Raw genomic sequence first — 17,579 nt, forward strand, 5'->3', positions numbered from 1 at the left:
CGAATTTATGAAAGATAATGTAAAAAACAGCTGTAAAAACTACTGATTTTTGTACTATTATTAAAAACCAATCAGGAAGTTGATATATTACCCCTGACAGAGCCATCGAGAATCCTCTCATTGATCCATAAAAAACAAGCCGGTAAATGGTACCGGCTTGTTTTTCTTTTTATTTAAAATTTTCAATTGCTTTGTTGATAGCATCGATCTGTTTATTGATGCTTGCTGCATTTTGCGGATTCTGTCTCAGCAGTTCCATTTTTTTGCTTAACCCATCTTTCAGTATCTGAACAACCATCATTTTAGCCTGTGGATTGTTTGCCATCTGGTTTTTCGCATAGCCTAAGGTCTTGGTCATTTTCTCAACTGCTTTCGGATTATCTGAACTCATGATCCAGTTATACCCTTCTTCTGCAGTTTTTCCCAATTCCGGATCCTGGAATTTAACAAACGGATAGAATGCTGTAAGAGGCGCAATGTATTCCATTTGGGAAACTATTTTGTTCTTCACAACAACCGGCATGAAAAGGGCTAATAACTCATCCGAAGCACCGTCCAGATCTATTTTATCAGCTAAGGTATTCACTTTTGACGGGTCAATGGTGATAAGTGCATTCAGAGAATTTGCTTTTACAGCATTAGAAACTGCATTGACTCCTTTTTCATAGATTGGAAGGTATTTTTTATCTTTTGTTTTTGCCAAAGCTGCAATAGCTGCCGCCTGGGTCAATGTTTTCGGATCATTTACAGCTATTTTTTCGACCTCAGCTCCTAAAGCTTTCATCTGGTCAGGATTGGTAAGATCCATTAATTCCAAAGCTTTTATTCTTACCCTGAAGAACGGGTCTTTCAATGCTGCAGCTAATAATCTGATCGCGGCAGGGTTTTTCCCAACCTGATCCTTAATACCTGTCAGAGCATTATACCTGCTTTTAAACTCTTTGGAATTGGTAAACTGCATCAGGTTCTGTTCAGGTGTTTTCGTTTCCGTGATCTCTGCCAACAGAACTCCATCTGCATTAATATTCAGTATATCCGGGGTTTTTGAAACATCGAAACTGAACGTATTTTTTGCTTCTGCATTTACCCATACATTGTATCTTTTCGGCTTACCGTTATCATAAACATCAATTGCCAGAGGGAATTCAAATGGCTGCTCCTGAGTCTGGCTGATGGTTACAGAAACCTGCTTTTTCACCGGCTCAAATGTAGATGAATAGTTGATTTTCGGATTTCCGTTGCCAAAATACCACTGATTGAAGAACCAGTTCAGATCTTTTCCTGAAACTTTTTCAAAAGACAATCTCAACTGGTGAGCTTCTGCGTTTTGATATTCATTAGTTTTCAGGTAATCATTCATTCCGGCAAAGAAAGCATCATCCCCCAGATAGTTTCTCAGCATATTCAGGATTCCGCCTCCTTTCTGATAGGTTACGAGATCAAACACATCTTCACGGGAGTCATAATTGAATCTTACCAGATTTTTCTTGAAATCACCCGGATTATGGATGTACATATTTACGTCACTCATCAGGTGATAGTCTGCCTGATCTTTTCCGTATTTATATTCATTCCAAAGGTATTCGGAATAGTTGGCAAAAGATTCGTTTACGGTAAGGTTGCTCCAGCTTTCTGCTGTCACCAGGTCGCCAAACCAATGGTGGAACAATTCATGGGCAATGGTATCTTCCCATGTATTTTCATCGATAAGCTGGCCTGGCTTTTGAAGAATATCACTTCCGTGGAGGGTTGCCGTTGTATTTTCCATCGCTCCGCTTACGTAGTTCCTGCCGGAAATCTGTGCATATTTTGCCCACGGATAGTCATAATTCATTTTTTTAGAGAAGAACTCGATCATTTCAGGGGTATTTCCATAGATCTGCTTTGCATAGGGTTCGTATTCTTTCTCTATATAGTAATCAACCGGAATATTTTTCCATTTGTCTTTTACAATAGCATATTCTCCTACCCCCATAAAGAAAAGATAAGTAGAATGTCTTTTATCCATAACCCAATGATCGGTTCTCATACCGTTGGGCTCTTTCTGAGAGTCTTTTAACAGACCGTTTGAAAGGGTAACATACTTGTCAGGAACAGTCATATAAATTTCCTGGGTGGTCTTCTGATTAGGCTTATCTATGGTCGGAAACCATGCTGAGGAAGATTCGGTTTCTCCCTGCGTCCAGATCTGTGTAGGCAGGTCAGGATCTGTTCCCTGGGCATTGATGAAATATAGACCTTTGGCATCATTGATGGCCATACTTCCTTCCTGTTTTACTTCATTCGGACGGGATGTGTATTTGATATAAACTGTGTAGTCCTGGTTTTTCTGATAGGTTTTATCGAGATTAATTTTCAGGACATCATTTTTGTATTCGTATTTTAAAGGAGATCTTTTGCCGTTGTTATCAAGTGCCACTTCATGAATCAGCATTGCTTTCGCATCGAGTATAAGCTCATTGGTGGGATAGAAATAGGGTGAAGCCGTAAGCCATTCTTCTCCATTCATCTGTTCTTTCTGATAATCGAAATTTACTTTCAGCCTGGTATGCTTAAGCTCTGTTACTTTGGTGTGCGTTGCTCTGTAAACTTTTTCCCTTCCTGATGTTTCTGTTTGTGCAGATACCTGGGTTGAAAATAAAATTCCAAGTACAGCAATTGATAAAATGGCCTTTCTCATCGGTCTGCTTTATTATTTTTTAGTTTTATTTTTTTATTATAATGTCAAAAATATCATTAACAAGTGTTTCATAGTCTCCGGTTTTCAGCTGTTCTTTGGTTTTCGCAAAAGCTTTTTTAAGCTCACTTTCCGGGTTTTCATCATCAACAATTTCTGCTGAAGCGACTCCTTTTAACTGAAGGACTGCGTTTTTCAGGATTTCAATATCTGCGCCTTCTTCTGTATTTATTTTCAGGTACTTCATGATTTCTGTGATCTGTATTTGACTTTTATTTATTACTTTTTCTCCATTTCCGGGTAGCGGAACGGATAAGACTGTTATTCTTTCAAATTTAAGAAACAAATACTAAAGAAAGTTCCTTTAAGCCCTTTATATTAAGATAAATTGGAAAACCGGTTATTTCGTACGGATCATTTTCCCGTTTTTATATTGAAAGGTCACTCCACAATTTTTTTGATTCTCTACATTGTAAACGTGGATTTTCTCAGGATCTATGCCATTCATTTGTGAAAGCATGGGACTTTCCCAATATTTATAAAAAAGAGGCTCTCTCAGCATAAGGTCAGGATCAGATTTAAGGACTTCAAACACATCATAATCTATACAGACATTTCCTTCCGATATATTATTTTGTTTCAATGTTATATTCAGCTGCCTGAATAATTCGTTGTTGAATTTACTCGCATAAATCCAGGAATTTTTCAGACTGATATTGGTGATCATAAAAATGAAAGCCATTCCGGCCAAAAAGATACTGATCGTTTTACCTGACAGCTTCAGCCTGACAGAAAGATAAATAATCCCTGAAATAATAAATAAGGTATAAAAAAGCCTTATGGCTCCGAGATTCCGGTTGTCAAATCCAAAAAGGGTCGGAATATAGGATGAAAACAGAAAAATACTCAGTCCAAAAAGGATCGAAATAAAGGAAATAATACTTAGCTTTTTTAATTCCTGTACCCTGCTTTTAAAATCATACCCCGCAAAGACTTTATAAACAACTGAAGATATGATGAGCGCCAGCAGTATTTCTAAAATGTGCAGCTTCCTGATGTTCAGTATACCTTTCCAGATTCCTTCAAATAGATCTCTGAAAAATAATTTCACCGCACATACTGCAACGAAGATTACTCTTTTCAACTCAAACACTTTGGTGATCTCATCTCTTTGGTATGAATTGACAAATAGGGCAGGCTGAATAACTTTCCTGAAGATTACAATAATCCCTAAGGTCAGCAAACCGAATACAACCTTCTTTTTATGGTCTTTAATGAGAAAAAGATGAAGAACGATGAAGGGAAGAAAAATTTCATAGCTCAATACGGAGGCAATAAAAAACAGTGCACTCAGTATCGTATTTTTCCTGGTATATACATAATAGATGCTCAATGCAAAAAAAATAGTCGCCAGATTTGAATTGAGCATAATACTGGAAAACTGAATACTGCTACCGATCAGAGAAGTTGCATACAGCAATGTAAGCAGGCTGGCAAGTTCCCTGGACAGGATATGCCTGGCAACCCAATACAATACAGCCAGTGAAAGAGGAAAAAAGAGAATCCCCAATAAGTAGAGAGATTCATGATCTTTTGATAGAAAGGACAAAGTTCCGGTCACCAAACCTGATACGGGCCTTGCCGCCATCAAAGAGGAATCCAGAAAAGAGTAGATATAACTGAAATAGGAGTCCGGAACAGTTCTTAACTGATAAACTCCCGCCAAATCATCTGAAAGCACGGCTCTTTCCGTAAAAATACACCAACATATATAGAGGCTGTAAACAAGGATTGAGATATTCAGAAATACCAGATAATAACGGCTCAGTTTTTTTTCCATCGTATTTTTTCAAAATTAGCAGCAGAAGCTTCAATTGCTTACCAATTTCAAAAATAACAGAATTACGGCAATTAAAAAATAATATCAGCTATATTACCCAATATTAAATGGCAACAGGAGCCTTAATCCCCGGATGCGGATCATAATTTTCCAGGGTGAAGTCTTCAAAATCAAAATCGAAAATATTTTTAACTTCCGGATTCAGTTTCATGACAGGAAGTGGCCTTGTTTCTCTTGAAAGCTGTCTGTTTACCTGTTCAAAATGATTATTATAAATGTGAACATCTCCAAAACTGTGAACGTAATCCCCTACCTCAAGATTACAGACCTGCGCTACCATCATCAGCAAAAGAGCATAACTTGCAATGTTGAACGGCACACCAAGAAACACATCTGCACTTCTCTGATACAGCTGTAAAGATAATTTCCCGTCTGCCACATAAAACTGAAATAATGCATGGCACGGAGCCAATGCCATATTAGGAATTTCCGCCACATTCCATGCAGAGACGATAAGTCTTCTGGAATCCGGATTTTTTTTGATCTGATCAATCACTTCTGTAATCTGATCTACAATCTTCCCGTCAGCACCGGTCCAGCTTCTCCACTGGGCACCGTAAACAGGACCTAAATCACCGTTTTCATCTGCCCATTCATCCCAGATGCTTACCCCGTTATCTTTAAGGTATTTGATATTGGTATCTCCTTTCAGGAACCAGAGGAGCTCATAGATAATGGATTTAAGGTGCACTTTTTTAGTCGTTACCAAAGGAAATCCTTTTGACAGATCATATCTCAGCTGATATCCGAATACACTTCTTGTTCCGGTACCGGTTCTATCGGTCTTATCGGTTCCGTTATCTAAAATATGCTGTAAAAGGTCCAGGTAATTTTGCATTGTGAGAGAAATTTTATGCCCCAAATTTAGTAAAAACGATTATAAAAAGCACTCATTTTTATGAATGCTTTTTATGGCTGCTATATTCAAACTCTATTAAGCAACTGTAGATGTGCTTTGTAGATCTGTGATATTTTTTTACCAGATATTTTCTATCTGCTGTTGAGTAGTATTGATTGTGAATGATTCACCTGTCTTTTTTCCGTACATCATTTTTACCAGCGGTGATTCTGCTGAAACAGTCATAATCTTTTCTTTACCCAAAACAATTTCTCCCAGCGATACGGAAATATAGAACAGCCCTTTATTCGTTTTCACCAATGCTCCGTTCTGAACTTTTTCGGAAGGCTCAGGGGTTATTTTCTGCACAACGGCCTGCTGATTCAATGTTTCATTAAGCTGCCTCTGCAGATTATTGATTTCCTGCTGAAGCATTTCCCTTCCGGTTTCATATTTATCCCCCATAGAGCTTTTGGTATCATTGTTTGATGCACGGGTTTCGGCGATCAGATTTTCAAAATACCGGATCTTGTCAGTGATTTTTCCCCTGATGATGTTTATTATTTCCTGCTTATTCATTTTAATGCTGCATTGTTTTAATGGGTGAAAACCACTCCGTCAAAATCATAGACTTTGACACCTCTTTGGTGGAGGGGAATTGAGTACCATTAAAAACCAGTGGTTAAGATTTACAGTATAATTTAAATTTCTACTCTTATTTTGCAAATACGGCGTAATCCGAAACTTTGAAACTGAAATCTTTTCCCTGACTGAAATCTCTTCTGGTCTTATCGAAAACATTTCTGAATGTTCCGGACAGATGTTCGTCTTCAATGGTAAAATTCACAGGTTCTTTTGACATATTTAGGACCACCAGCACCTCATCTTTTCCGTTCTTTCGTACATAAGCCAGAATTTTATCATTTGCTGTTGTATTCAGCAGATAAGTCGTTACTTCAGGATCGCCGCCCCTTAAGGCAGGATTGGAAGATTTTAGATCCAGTAATATTTTATAAAAATCCGCTACCTGATAGGTATTGGTCCATTTGATGACATCTTTTTCAAAAAACTCTAATCTTTTCATATTGGGCAGCTCCTGACCGGAGTACAATAGCGGAACGCCATTCCACGTTGCAGAAAATACGGCCATAGGTTTAGTTATTACAGCATATTTCTCATATTCTGTTCCATTCCATGAGTTTTCATCATGATTGGTGGTAAACCAGGCTCTCATTGAACCGTCACCGATTTTGGAATACTGTACCAGCAGATCTTTCAATTCCTGAAGAGGTTCATTTTTCTTATAATAATCAGCAGATTTGTGCATCCATTTCCAGGAATAGCTGGCATCGAATACTTTTCCGTATTCAGGACTTTCCAATTCGTCGAATTCTCCCAGCCAGAAAAGTGGTTTTACTTTTTCCACTTCCGGGCGTGCCTGTTCCCAGAAATCCACTTCCACCCATGACGCAAGATCACATCTGAACCCGTCAATATTGGTTTCCTGCACCCAGAATTTCATGGCATCAATCATTGCCTGACGCATCTCCTGGTTTTTATAATCCAACTCAATGATATCATCCATTCCGGAAGCGATATGGAATTTACCGTCCGGATCTTTTAAATAAAATTCAGGATGTGTTTTCGTCCATACATGATCCCATCCGGTATGGTTGGCTACCCAGTCAATAATCACTTTGAATCCCAGTCTCTGTGCCTCATTCACCATATCTTTGAAATCCTGCAATGTTCCGAATTCCGGATTGACAGAGGTATAATCTGCTGCTGCGTAAGGGCTGCCGAGACTTCCCTTTTTGTTCTGCTGGGCAATAGGTGTGATGGGCATAAACCAAAGGGTTTTCACTCCCATAGCTTTCAGGCGGGGCATTTCTTTGGCAAATGCCTTAAAAGTCCCTTCCTGGGTATATTGTCTGATATTTACTTCATAGATATTGGTAGTATGTTTCCATTCTTTTGGCAGTTCTGTCATCTTCCTTGTATTTTTTTGAGTGGTACAGGAAACAATTCCCAGACCAATTACGGCTAATAAAATTAATTTCTTCATTAATCTATTTTTAACAAAAGTAAGGATTGTTTTTTTGGGCAGAAGGGTAAAAGGTACAAAAGTTGGGGGATAAAATTGGTTGTTATTGATGAAATTGAATTAACGCAAAGATTTTATTTTTCAAACTGCTGATTTTTAAAGGGGCAAAGAATGGAATCAATTTTATTGATCCCTTAAAATCAAAGATTCAAATGATCCTGCTTTACGTTTTTTTTAATCTTTTATTTTACCCAACAAAAAACAGTGTACGTTTTGTACTGCTCTGATCCCAATAAAGCTGTGAGGTTTCATTTTTTACCATAAAAAAGCCCCGGATCAAAAACCCGGGGCATATATGTATTGTATTACATCTTATCTTTCATCATCATTGTCATCCTCATCATCAAAGACATCGTCATTGTAGTCTTCTTCTTCCTCATCATCGAAGCTGTCATCTTCATCTGCAAAGTTTCCTCCGGCTCCGAAATCGTCATCAAAACCGAACTCATCATCTACCAACGGCATTGCTGACTTCTTTTTGCCTCCGGAATTTCCGTTTTTGCTAGGGGCCTTCAATGGCACATTTCCAAATCTGTATACCGTGATCGGGTAATTTACACCTTTTGTTTCCTCAATCACTTCTACAAGCTCACAGAAGAATTCCCAAAGATCAAGAAGCCCGTACTGGAACTGTGCTTTGTCACCTACATTTTCAAAAGCCTCATCAATGTAAACATCTGACATGATTTCGCCATCTCCATCATCACTCATATCTTCCAATGGGACACTTTTTACGATCGTTCCGTCATCTTCCAACAGATTAAAAGTAGAAAGCTCATCTCCCTGCAGACTGAATGCACTTTTAATTCCTAAATGTAAGTTCCATAACGTTTGTTTTCCCTTAACTTCGACATCACGGAAAATATCCTCTTTCGCATCTAATATTACGCGGATTTTGTAAACCATATCAGTTTCTTAAATTACTTTTTTGCCTTTATAATTATGATAAATCTATGTTGCAAATATATAATAAATGACATGTGACAAAAAAATATTTCAGGATTTTTTAAAATATTTTTTTTTCTTACATTTTGCCGGAATTATTTGCTTTTTTCGAGCATAAAACTGAATTTCGTCCCTTCAAGGTAAACGCTTTCTACGGTAATGTTTTCGTTGTGAGCTTCAAGGATATGTTTTACAATAGCCAATCCTAATCCGGAACCGCCTTCCCTTCTGCTTCTGCTGGTTTCCACCCTGTAGAATCTTTCAAAAATCCTTGGCAGGATCTCAGACTTGATCCCCATCCCGTTATCTATGACCTCAATCAGTACTTTATTTTTCAGGATACTGGTTTTTACAATCACTTTTGCTTCCTGTCTGTTGGCATAATGGATTGCATTTGAAATTAGATTGATGAAAACCTGTGAAATTTTCTGTTTATCCGCTTCTACAAAGATCTGCGGATGGAGGGTCTGGATCTGTAAGGTTGTATTCCTTTTCTCAGCTTCAAGGTCAAGAAGATCAAAAATTTCTTTAATCAGGAGATTGACATCGAATCTGGAAACGGTAAGATTGATCTCTCCGGCTTCAAGCCTGTTGATCATATCAAGATCGGTCACAATAGCAATAAGCCTTTCAACAGATTTGTCGATTCTCTCCAGATACTTATCACGGATGGTAAGGTTATCCACCCCGCCGTCTCTCAGTGTTTCCACATACCCCTGAATAGAGAACAAAGGCGTCTTCAGCTCGTGGGAAACGTTTCCGATGTATTCTTTACGATAGCTCTCCATTTCCTTCATCATATCGATTTCGGTTACTTTCTGCTGGTTAAGGTCGGAAAATCTTTCTCCAAGTTCTTTGATGGTAATATTTTCGTCATGATCATGTACGATTTCCTGTGGAAGGATACCTGAAAGGCCTTTCACCTGCTTTCTCCCGTAATAGTTGAAAAGAAGTTCCAGGACTACACAATTGATAATAAAGATCAGGACAATACAGATCAAAAGACCCGTTTTAAATAAAGGGGTCTCGTAATAGATATCTTTCAGTGAATCGAAAACGACCACCAGAAAAAGCATTACCAGTGTCAGCAGACAGGAGGCAACGAGGGTAAGTCTGTAAAATTTCAATTTTACAACGTTTTAAGAATTGAACGTAAAGTTAAGATTTTTAAATGATTAAACGATCAGCTTATAACCAATCCCTTTTAATGTCTGAATGGTATTGATTCCTAATTTTTCTCTTAATCTTCTGATGTGAACATCGATGGTTCTTTCTCCTACGATCACATCATTACCCCATACTTTTTCAAGAATTTCTTCTCTTTTAAAAACTTTTTCAGTGTTGGAAGCCAAAAGGTAAAGCAGATCAAATTCTTTTTTGGGAAGCAGAAACTGCTGTCCGCTTTTGGAAACTCTGAAGTTATCTTTATCAATGACAAGGTCTCCTATTTCTATGAGTTTAGCATTATCAGATACCTGAGAGGTCAATTGCAGTAATGCATTTACTTTGGAGATCAGGATTTTCGGTTTGATCAGTTTTACGATATAATCATTGGCTCCGGCCTGGAACCCTGCCAACTGGGAAAATTCTTCGCTTCTTGCAGAAAGGAAAACAATAAGGGTCTTTTGAAGTTCTTTCACTTTACGAAGTTCCTGACAGGTTTCAATGCCATCTTTTTCCGGCATCATTACATCTAGTAGGATAAGGTCCGGAACAATTTCCTTTGCTTTTTCTATACCTTCGTTACCATTGGTAGCAGTATAGATATCATAACCTTCTTTTTCTAAATTGTAAGACAGAATCTCTAAAATGTCCAGTTCATCGTCTATTAAAAGAATTTTTTTGCTCATCTTCTAGTTTAAGAATTCCCACAAAAATAGGTATTTTCATCGGTCTTCTCATTTTATGTTATATTAACTAATTATTAAAAAACACATTTCCTGATTTAAATTAAAAAATCAATAATAAAAATAGGAAATAAATACACATAAATCAAATATACGAAACGATTTTCAAAATAAACAAAAAAAATATAACCCTATAAAACATTTTTCAATAACAAAAAATTGGAGTTATTCATTAATATAAACTTCACAATTAATTAAGATTCTCCTAAAGTTTTCTTAAAAACTTAGCCTTTATTTTGCCCTTGAAAAAGAAGTAAAAGAAGTAAAATGAAAAAACAACTCCACAAGAGCATCATGCTACTTGCCTTGTTTTCTGCTGGCTATGCCTTTGCACAAAGCCAGATTCTGGAAGGTAGAGTATTGGACGAGAAAGACAGCACTCCTATACAAGGTGTAAAGGTAAAAGTAAATGATCAGGAAGTAACCACTGACATTTCCGGATACTACTCTATCAACCTCTCTCCCGGTACCAATTACATTGTAACAGTAAGTTCTGATGGATACAACAGAAAAGAAATCAGTGAGGTTATTATAAAAAATGAGGGTAACACTCACCTGGACATCGTATTGGACAAGCCATCCACCAAAGAAAAAGAAATTGAGGGAGTTGTCATCAAATCAAACGCAAGAAAAGAAACCATAGCTTCTACCATCGGTTTACAGAAGAATTCCGGAGTGGTATCCCAGGTTATCGGGGTGGAAGCAATCAAAAGAAGCCCGGACAGAAACACCGGAGAAGTTCTGAAAAGAGTTTCAGGGGTGAGTTTATCTGAAGGGAAATACATTGTAGTAAGAGGTTTATCTGACCGTTATAACCAGGCGATGCTGAACGGTATTCAGTTATCCAGTACAGAACCGGACAGAAAGACTTTCTCTTTTGACCTTTTCCCTGCCAACGTTATTGAAACCCTTGTCATCAACAAGACCTTTATCCCGGAATACACCGGTGAATGGGGAGGCGGACTGATCCAGGTAAATACAAAGGATATTCCTAATAAAGATTTCTTTAATGTACAGATTGGTGTAGGAGGAAATACGGCTACCATGGGTCAGGAATTCCTGATTCAGAAGGGCGGAAAGTGGGATTTCTTAGGAATTGACGACGGATACAGAAAGCTTCCTACCAATATGCCTGCCAAGAATGCATTCAGCATTTTGAATGAGGGCCAGAAAACAGATATCGGTAAAGGGTTTACAAAAAATCTTGGATACAACAGCATCGGTTATCCAGAAAACCTTAGCTTACAGCTTGACGGAGGTTTCAATACAAAGCTTTTTGGAAAAGATTTAGGAGTAATTGCTGTTTTAAATTACAGTAACAACAAAAGAAGAACTGAATCTACCAACCGTTTCTTTACCATCAATGATCAGCTTGCTGATACCAACTTTGATTATTTTACAGAAAAATACAGCAATGATGTTATTCTTGGAGGGATGCTAAACCTTTCCTTAAAGTTTAACAGCAATAATAAGATCTCCTTAAAAAACATCATCACCAGTAACTCGGTGAACCACATGTCTTTCAGAACGGGTAAGGATTTTGAATTTGATCCGATCAACGGAACCAATATCATCGCAAGAGAAATAGGATTTAAACAAACTACTTTCTACAACTCAACGCTTACCGGTACTCACAAAATTGACGCTCTTGGCGGATTTACCGTAAACTGGTACGGAAGTTTCGGAATTCTTGACCAGTACATCCCTTTATTGCAACGTTTACAGTATAACCAATATACCAACCTACCGGGAAGCCCTTACCTTGCATTGATTTCCAACGGACTTTCGCAGAAATCAGGAAGTGTTTTCTACTCTACTCTAAGTGATTATCTGTATAATGCAGGTGGGGATATTTCCAAATCTTTCACTTTATTCGGACAAAAACAAACGATAAAAGGAGGATATTTATTCCAGGTAAAAGACAGGGTATATAACTCAAGACCGTTCTCCGTAAGACTTGAAAATTACAACCAGGGATTGCTTTCTCAACCTTTTGAAACGATCTTCAATCCTGAAAACTTCGGAACGGATGGCAGATTTACCTTTGATGAGATTGCCGGAAACCAGTACAGATATATTGCCAATACCATCCTTAATGCAGGATATATTCAGTTTGACAACAACTTTACACCTTGGTTAAGAGCCATCTGGGGATTAAGAGTCGAAAACTTCGACCAGTTGGTTGGAAGCACCAGAAGAAGTGATGACCGTTTTGTAAACACACGTGTTACCGATTTCTTACCTGCAGTAAACTTGACATTCAAGTTAGATCCTAAAATGAACATCCGTGTTGCTGCTTCACAGACTGTTGTAAGACCGGAGTTCAGAGAGGTTTCTCCTTTAGCTTATTATGATTTTGATTTAGGAGCTACCGTAATAGGTAACAAATCTATTGAGAGAACGAAAATTACCAGTGCCGACCTTCGTTGGGAATACTACCCAAGAAACGGAGAGATCTTCTCTGTGGCCGGTTTCTATAAAAACTTCAAAAAACCGATCGAATTATACTTCAACCAATCCGGGGTAGGAACAAGTAATACCTTCAACTACCTGAACGTAGACAAAGCTGATGCTTACGGAGTTGAAGCCGAATTCAGAAAGAAGCTTGATTTCGTTTCTGCGCTTAGAAACTTCACATTGGGTGGAAACGTTGCCAGAATCTGGAACAGGGTAACCGATGAAGCTACAAATATTGACAGACCAATGCAGGGACAATCTCCTTACACCGTCAACCTGAGTCTTCAGTACGACACTGAAAAATCGGGATGGACTTCCACAGTACTGTTCAACATGATCGGAAGAAGGATCCTTTATGTAGGAAATGACCAGGTTCCACCAATCTGGGAAGCACCAAGACCTCTTCTTGATTTCCAGATTGCCAAAAAAATATGGAACAATAAAGGAGAGATCAAGCTGAATGTTTCAGATATCCTGAACCGCCGTGCTAAATTCTACCATGACCTGAATGACAACGGTAAATATGACAGAAAAGATGCTCTTGCCATCGAAAGGCTTACAGGAACCAATATCAGTTTAACACTGGGATACAATTTTTAACAATATAATCTAATAAAAATAATTTAATTCTTTATAACATGAAAAAGTTCGTTTTATATTCTTTAATGCTTGGCGCTCTAGTATCAACTACCGCATGTAGAAATATAGAAGAAGATGGACCAACCATCATTCAGGATGGAGGTAACGGAAACGGAAATACTGAAAATCTTATTCTTTCAGGAAAAATCACTTCAAATCTTACCCTTAAAGCTAACAAAATATACAAGCTGAGAGGATTAGTATATGTAACTAACGGAGCTACTTTAACAATCGAGCCAGGAACAAAAATCGTAGGTGAGGCTGATAAAAACGGAGCTTTGATTATTACCAGAGGAAGTAAAATCATGGCGGAAGGAACTGCTGCCAACCCTATTATCTTCACTTCTGAAAAGCCAAGTCCGAAAAGAGGAGACTGGGCAGGTGTAGTTATCCTTGGAAATGCTCCTACCAATGCATCTTTTGGTGGACAGAACGGTGTTGGAGAAATTGAAGGAGGTATCAACAACTCTGAAGGTCTTGGACTTTATGGAGGAAATAATACCGCTGATAACAGTGGAGTATTAAAATATGTAAGAATTGAGTATGCCGGATATGCTTTCTTACCGGATAAAGAGGTCAACGGTCTTACCTTCGGAGGAGTAGGTAACGGAACTACAGTAGATTATGTAGAGGTTGCTTACGCTAATGATGACAGTTTTGAGTGGTTCGGAGGAACGGTAAACTGTTCTCACCTTATTTCTTACAAAGGTCTTGATGATGATTTCGATACGGATAACGGATATTCAGGAAATGTACAGTTCGGTATTGCTGTAAGAGATGCTCAGGTAGCTGACGTTTCAGGTTCTAACGCTTTTGAATCTGATAATGATGCCAACGGTTCTTCTCTGACGCCTCAGACATCTGCTACATTCTCTAACATGACGATCATAGGACCAATCAACTCTGCGGCACCTGGAGCAATCAACTCACTATTCCAAAATGCTTTACAGATCAGAAGAAATTCTTCTATCTCCGTATTCAACTCTGTTTTCACAGGATTCCCGGTTGGCTTATTTATTGATGCTACCAAAGGAACTCCAACAGACAATAATATTGTTGGTAACAAGTTATTCTTTGAAAACAATATTTTGGCAGGAAATACAACTCCGTTAAAATTCGGGCCGTCTACATCTTCACCTACAACTTATACATTAGCGGATCTTACAACATGGTTTAATGCTAAAGGAAATACGATCCTTGCTTCTACAGCTGATGTGAAACTTGCCGGTGCATGGGCTCCTGCCGGGACTACTCCAAACTTTACACCTACTGCAGGTTCTCCATTATTAACCGGTGGTGCCTTTACTAACCCTAAATTAGCAACCTGGTTTACACAGGTAACTTACAGAGGTGCAGTAAAAGATGCCAACGATACATGGTATGCAGGATGGACCAACTTCAATTTATAGGATATATAAATATATAGTTAGATTTAATTCAATCAAAAGCCTTCGGAGATATTTTCCGAAGGCTTTTTTTTACGTAATGGCCAGATTTTACGGAGATCATGCATTTTCAATGTGAATAGCTGTTAACATTCCCGGGATAAGATCCGCCTATTTTAGGTTTTGGCTAAAGCCAATGGAATTTCTGATGATCCGGCAAGCGGGCTAAAGCCCGTTCTTATTGATAGGACAAACCCCGAAATACGCAACACGCAACCCCAAATCTCCTACGAAAAAAGCCACCGGAACACCGGTGGCAATTACAAAAAACAAGTGTATAAAAAATATATATACTTCGGTTAATTTCTCCAGAACAGGTTCCCGTCATGCATCAGGGCTTCTATTGTAGAGATTCTGGAAACGGCTTCTGCAGAACATGATGCCTCTGTCAGAACAATGGCTGCTTCGTCTCCTGCTTTAGGCCACTGTTGTTTTCCTTTTTCATCCAGCGGAAGAATACTCTGGGTAGCAAACTGAAGTGCTCTCGATAATGCATATTCTGTAGCATAGCCATACAATTCGGCAATAAGATTGGCTTTCTGCAGCATGCTTCCGGATCCGAAAGTACTCCAGTAATCCTGCACATTATCGTTTCCTATCAGGACATTCACTCCGTATTTCTTTAAAGTCGGGATCGGCATTACTGTTTTCCCAAAAGGTACGGAGGAAGCTATTCCCACTTTGGCTGCAGCCAGCCTTTCAGCAATCTGCTCTGTTTCTTTCGGGTTCAGATGAGCCAGGGCAAAGGCATGACTTACGAAAGTTTTCCCCTGAAGCTGCGGATTTTCAATCGCCTTATCAATCAGGTAATTGATGGTTTTCATCCCGGACTCTCCTACTTCGTGCAGGTGGATATCAATTCCTTTATGATGATCCAACGCCAGCTGTACGGTAAAATCCATTACTTTTTCAATGCTTCCATCGATGCTCAGAGGATCCAGGCCACCAATAAAGCTTACACTTTTCAGTTTTGCGGCTTCTTTCATCAGGGGAAGCGTTTCCGTATAGTATACTCCATGCTGAGGAAAGGCGACAGTTTCCACTTTAAAGGAATCTTTCTTATTTTCAAGAGCTTGTTCCAGATGCTCCAGCGACTGTAATCCTGAAGTGGGTTCAATGTTGAAGTGGGTTCTTGCAAAGTGAGTTCCGTAATGCTGTTGAAGGCTGATCAGCTGTTCGGCTCTCTCTACTGAAGTTTTTAAGAGTTCGGGGATAATTTCCTGTTCATAGGCAATCATATCCTTCACTGTTCTCCTTTTGGCAGAAAGGGCCTTCCATGGAAGTCCGTATAATGTTTTATCCAGGTGAATATGCATATCCCTGAAGGCCGGCAGCATCAGAAAGCCTTTTGCATCTATGGCATTGGAGGCAGGTTCATTAGCCTTCACAGCTTTGATCTTTCCGTCTTCAATATCAATACTGAAAAGATCAGTTTTTGTTCCGGTCACCTCTTCATTTTCGTATTCAAAACCTGTTTCCAGGCGTACATTTTTCAGGGAATATTTTCCTTTTGCTGCTAACTGATAGGGAAATTGCATGATTTAATTTATTTAACACTACAAAATTACGCCGGTCTGTACCCAAAACCGGTGTATCAATTATGTCTTGTTTTGTATAAATTATTCTTTGAACTGGGATGGCGTCATGCCTGTCTGGGCTTTAAAAAACTTTGAAAAACTTGCATGGTCGTAGAAACCGAGATCATACACAATATCTTTTACAGACATCTCAGATACTTTTAAAAGCCTTTTTGCCTCCAGGAGAATACGGTCCTGAATAAGGGACGAAGCTGAGGCATTGAGATTCTTTTTGCAGACAATATTCAGATAATTGGCTGAGATATTCAGCTTATCGGCATAAAATGAAACAGATCTTTCTGTTCTGAAATGTTCATCAATGAGGTGTAGAAATTTTGAAATGATCGGGTTGGAATGGTAGATTTCGAAATCTTTGAAAGCTCCTTCCACCGTCTTGCTGACCAGCAGACCTATCAGTTCACTTCTTTTCTGAATGAGTTCCCAGAAAATTTTTTCTTCACCGAGCTCTTTTTGAATGGCCTGAAATTCATACAGGAAAGCCTGAAAGATATCTTCAGAAAGATTAATGACCGGATGATTCTGATAATAGGAAGCAGAAAACCTTAATGAAGGCAGAAAACTTTCAAACCAATCCCTGCTGATCATCAGCTGATAGCCTATGGTTTCTTTTTCGATCACCCACTGATGTACCTGATCCGGAAAAACAAGATGGATCTGATGATCCTTGACCTGATATTCCGTAAAGTCTATGGTATGCGAGCCTACGCCATGCTCAAAAAGGTTGATGATAAAAAAATCGTGTTTATGAGGATCATCTATGGAACGGGCTCCGTAGAGTTCATTAAACAGCAGATGACAGCCTTTCGGCTGGTTTTCGCTAAATTCCTGAATTCCTAAAATAGGAAAATGATCTGTATGAGAACTCACGCTACCTGAATTTCTCTTAAAATTAATAAAATTTATGAGAGAAAAAATTAAAATGGCCACAAAAGAAGCAAACACATCCTTTGTGGCCGGAAAACACTAACTAAATTATATCTCTCAATTGATAGGTATACTTTGGAATAATAGGCCGGATGAATGCAAAGACTCGAACCACTTGCATTATCCAGCCTCCAACAGCATAAGT

At 38.6% G+C, this 17,579-nt stretch carries 13 protein-coding genes; 2 read left to right on the plus strand and 11 right to left on the minus strand.

What is annotated here, in order from left to right; genetic code table 11:
• Positions 1 to 169: 169 nt before the first annotated feature.
• The 9 genes from BBI00_RS10990 to BBI00_RS11030 all read right to left on the minus strand — a co-directional run bounded on the left by BBI00_RS10990 (position 170) and on the right by BBI00_RS11030 (position 10,314).
• The gene (locus BBI00_RS10990; protein ID WP_065398811.1) at positions 170 to 2,680 is read right to left on the minus strand and encodes a M1 family metallopeptidase; all 2,511 of its coding nucleotides are present in this window, start codon (positions 2,678 to 2,680) and stop codon (positions 170 to 172) included.
• A gap of 25 nt (positions 2,681 to 2,705) precedes the next feature.
• Entirely contained in the window at positions 2,706 to 2,924 is a 219-nt protein-coding gene (locus BBI00_RS10995; protein WP_065399709.1) for a hypothetical protein, read from the minus strand.
• Positions 2,925 to 3,077: 153 nt separating this feature from the next.
• Positions 3,078 to 4,517: a hypothetical protein gene (locus tag BBI00_RS11000; protein WP_065398812.1), complete on the minus strand. Its 1,440-nt coding sequence runs from the start codon at positions 4,515 to 4,517 to the stop codon at positions 3,078 to 3,080.
• Positions 4,518 to 4,620: 103 nt separating this feature from the next.
• Entirely contained in the window at positions 4,621 to 5,415 is a 795-nt protein-coding gene (locus BBI00_RS11005) for a thymidylate synthase (protein WP_065398813.1), read from the minus strand.
• 138 nt (positions 5,416 to 5,553) lie between these two features.
• Entirely contained in the window at positions 5,554 to 5,994 is a 441-nt protein-coding gene (locus BBI00_RS11010) for a hypothetical protein (protein WP_065398814.1), read from the minus strand.
• A gap of 136 nt (positions 5,995 to 6,130) precedes the next feature.
• A complete protein-coding gene (locus BBI00_RS11015) occupies positions 6,131 to 7,480 on the minus strand; it encodes an alpha-amylase family glycosyl hydrolase (RefSeq protein ID WP_065398815.1) in 1,350 nt (449 codons plus the stop codon).
• Positions 7,481 to 7,831: 351 nt separating this feature from the next.
• Positions 7,832 to 8,425: an IS1096 element passenger TnpR family protein gene (locus BBI00_RS11020; protein ID WP_065398816.1), complete on the minus strand. Its 594-nt coding sequence runs from the start codon at positions 8,423 to 8,425 to the stop codon at positions 7,832 to 7,834.
• Positions 8,426 to 8,559: 134 nt separating this feature from the next.
• Positions 8,560 to 9,591 carry a sensor histidine kinase gene (locus BBI00_RS11025; protein WP_065398817.1) on the minus strand — a complete coding sequence of 344 codons (1,032 nt, stop codon included), beginning with the start codon at positions 9,589 to 9,591 and terminating at the stop codon, positions 8,560 to 8,562.
• Positions 9,592 to 9,639: 48 nt separating this feature from the next.
• On the minus strand, positions 9,640 to 10,314 hold the full coding sequence (locus BBI00_RS11030; RefSeq protein WP_002977493.1) for a response regulator: 675 nt from the start codon (positions 10,312 to 10,314) through the stop codon (positions 9,640 to 9,642).
• A gap of 324 nt (positions 10,315 to 10,638) precedes the next feature.
• Here BBI00_RS11030 and BBI00_RS11035 point away from each other — a divergent pair, with 324 nt between their 5' ends.
• Entirely contained in the window at positions 10,639 to 13,428 is a 2,790-nt protein-coding gene (locus BBI00_RS11035) for a TonB-dependent receptor (RefSeq protein WP_065398818.1), read from the plus strand.
• Between the two features lie 38 nt (positions 13,429 to 13,466).
• Complete coding sequence (locus BBI00_RS11040) at positions 13,467 to 14,876, plus strand: hypothetical protein (RefSeq protein WP_065398819.1); 1,410 nt, start codon at positions 13,467 to 13,469, stop codon at positions 14,874 to 14,876.
• A gap of 335 nt (positions 14,877 to 15,211) precedes the next feature.
• Here BBI00_RS11040 and BBI00_RS11045 read toward each other — a convergent pair whose 3' ends face one another.
• Together BBI00_RS11045 and BBI00_RS11050 are read right to left on the minus strand one after the other, a co-directional pair.
• Positions 15,212 to 16,450 (minus strand): amidohydrolase, encoded by a 1,239-nt coding sequence (locus tag BBI00_RS11045; protein WP_065398820.1) that lies wholly within the window; start codon positions 16,448 to 16,450, stop codon positions 15,212 to 15,214.
• An 81-nt stretch (positions 16,451 to 16,531) separates the two neighbouring features.
• On the minus strand, positions 16,532 to 17,377 hold the full coding sequence (locus BBI00_RS11050) for an AraC family transcriptional regulator (RefSeq protein WP_065399710.1): 846 nt from the start codon (positions 17,375 to 17,377) through the stop codon (positions 16,532 to 16,534).
• Between the last annotated feature and the right edge of the window lie 202 nt (positions 17,378 to 17,579).

This window comes from Chryseobacterium arthrosphaerae, from assembly GCF_001684965.1.
GTDB classification, from domain to species: Bacteria; Bacteroidota; Bacteroidia; order Flavobacteriales; family Weeksellaceae; genus Chryseobacterium; species Chryseobacterium arthrosphaerae.

Excerpts from the sequence above, each read along its gene's own strand:
- BBI00_RS10990 (WP_065398811.1), bottom strand. The coding sequence starts at position 2,680 with ATGAGAAAGGCCATTTTATCAATTGCTGTACTTGGAATTTTATTTTCA.
- BBI00_RS11000 (WP_065398812.1), bottom strand. The coding sequence starts at position 4,517 with ATGGAAAAAAAACTGAGCCGTTATTATCTGGTATTTCTGAATATCTCA.
- BBI00_RS11020 (WP_065398816.1), bottom strand. The coding sequence starts at position 8,425 with ATGGTTTACAAAATCCGCGTAATATTAGATGCGAAAGAGGATATTTTC.
- BBI00_RS10995 (WP_065399709.1), bottom strand. The coding sequence starts at position 2,924 with ATGAAGTACCTGAAAATAAATACAGAAGAAGGCGCAGATATTGAAATC.
- BBI00_RS11015 (WP_065398815.1), bottom strand. The coding sequence starts at position 7,480 with ATGAAGAAATTAATTTTATTAGCCGTAATTGGTCTGGGAATTGTTTCC.
- BBI00_RS11040 (WP_065398819.1), top strand. The coding sequence starts at position 13,467 with ATGAAAAAGTTCGTTTTATATTCTTTAATGCTTGGCGCTCTAGTATCA.
- BBI00_RS11035 (WP_065398818.1), top strand. The coding sequence starts at position 10,639 with ATGAAAAAACAACTCCACAAGAGCATCATGCTACTTGCCTTGTTTTCT.
- BBI00_RS11030 (WP_002977493.1), bottom strand. The coding sequence starts at position 10,314 with ATGAGCAAAAAAATTCTTTTAATAGACGATGAACTGGACATTTTAGAG.
- BBI00_RS11045 (WP_065398820.1), bottom strand. The coding sequence starts at position 16,450 with ATGCAATTTCCCTATCAGTTAGCAGCAAAAGGAAAATATTCCCTGAAA.
- BBI00_RS11005 (WP_065398813.1), bottom strand. The coding sequence starts at position 5,415 with ATGCAAAATTACCTGGACCTTTTACAGCATATTTTAGATAACGGAACC.
- BBI00_RS11010 (WP_065398814.1), bottom strand. The coding sequence starts at position 5,994 with ATGAATAAGCAGGAAATAATAAACATCATCAGGGGAAAAATCACTGAC.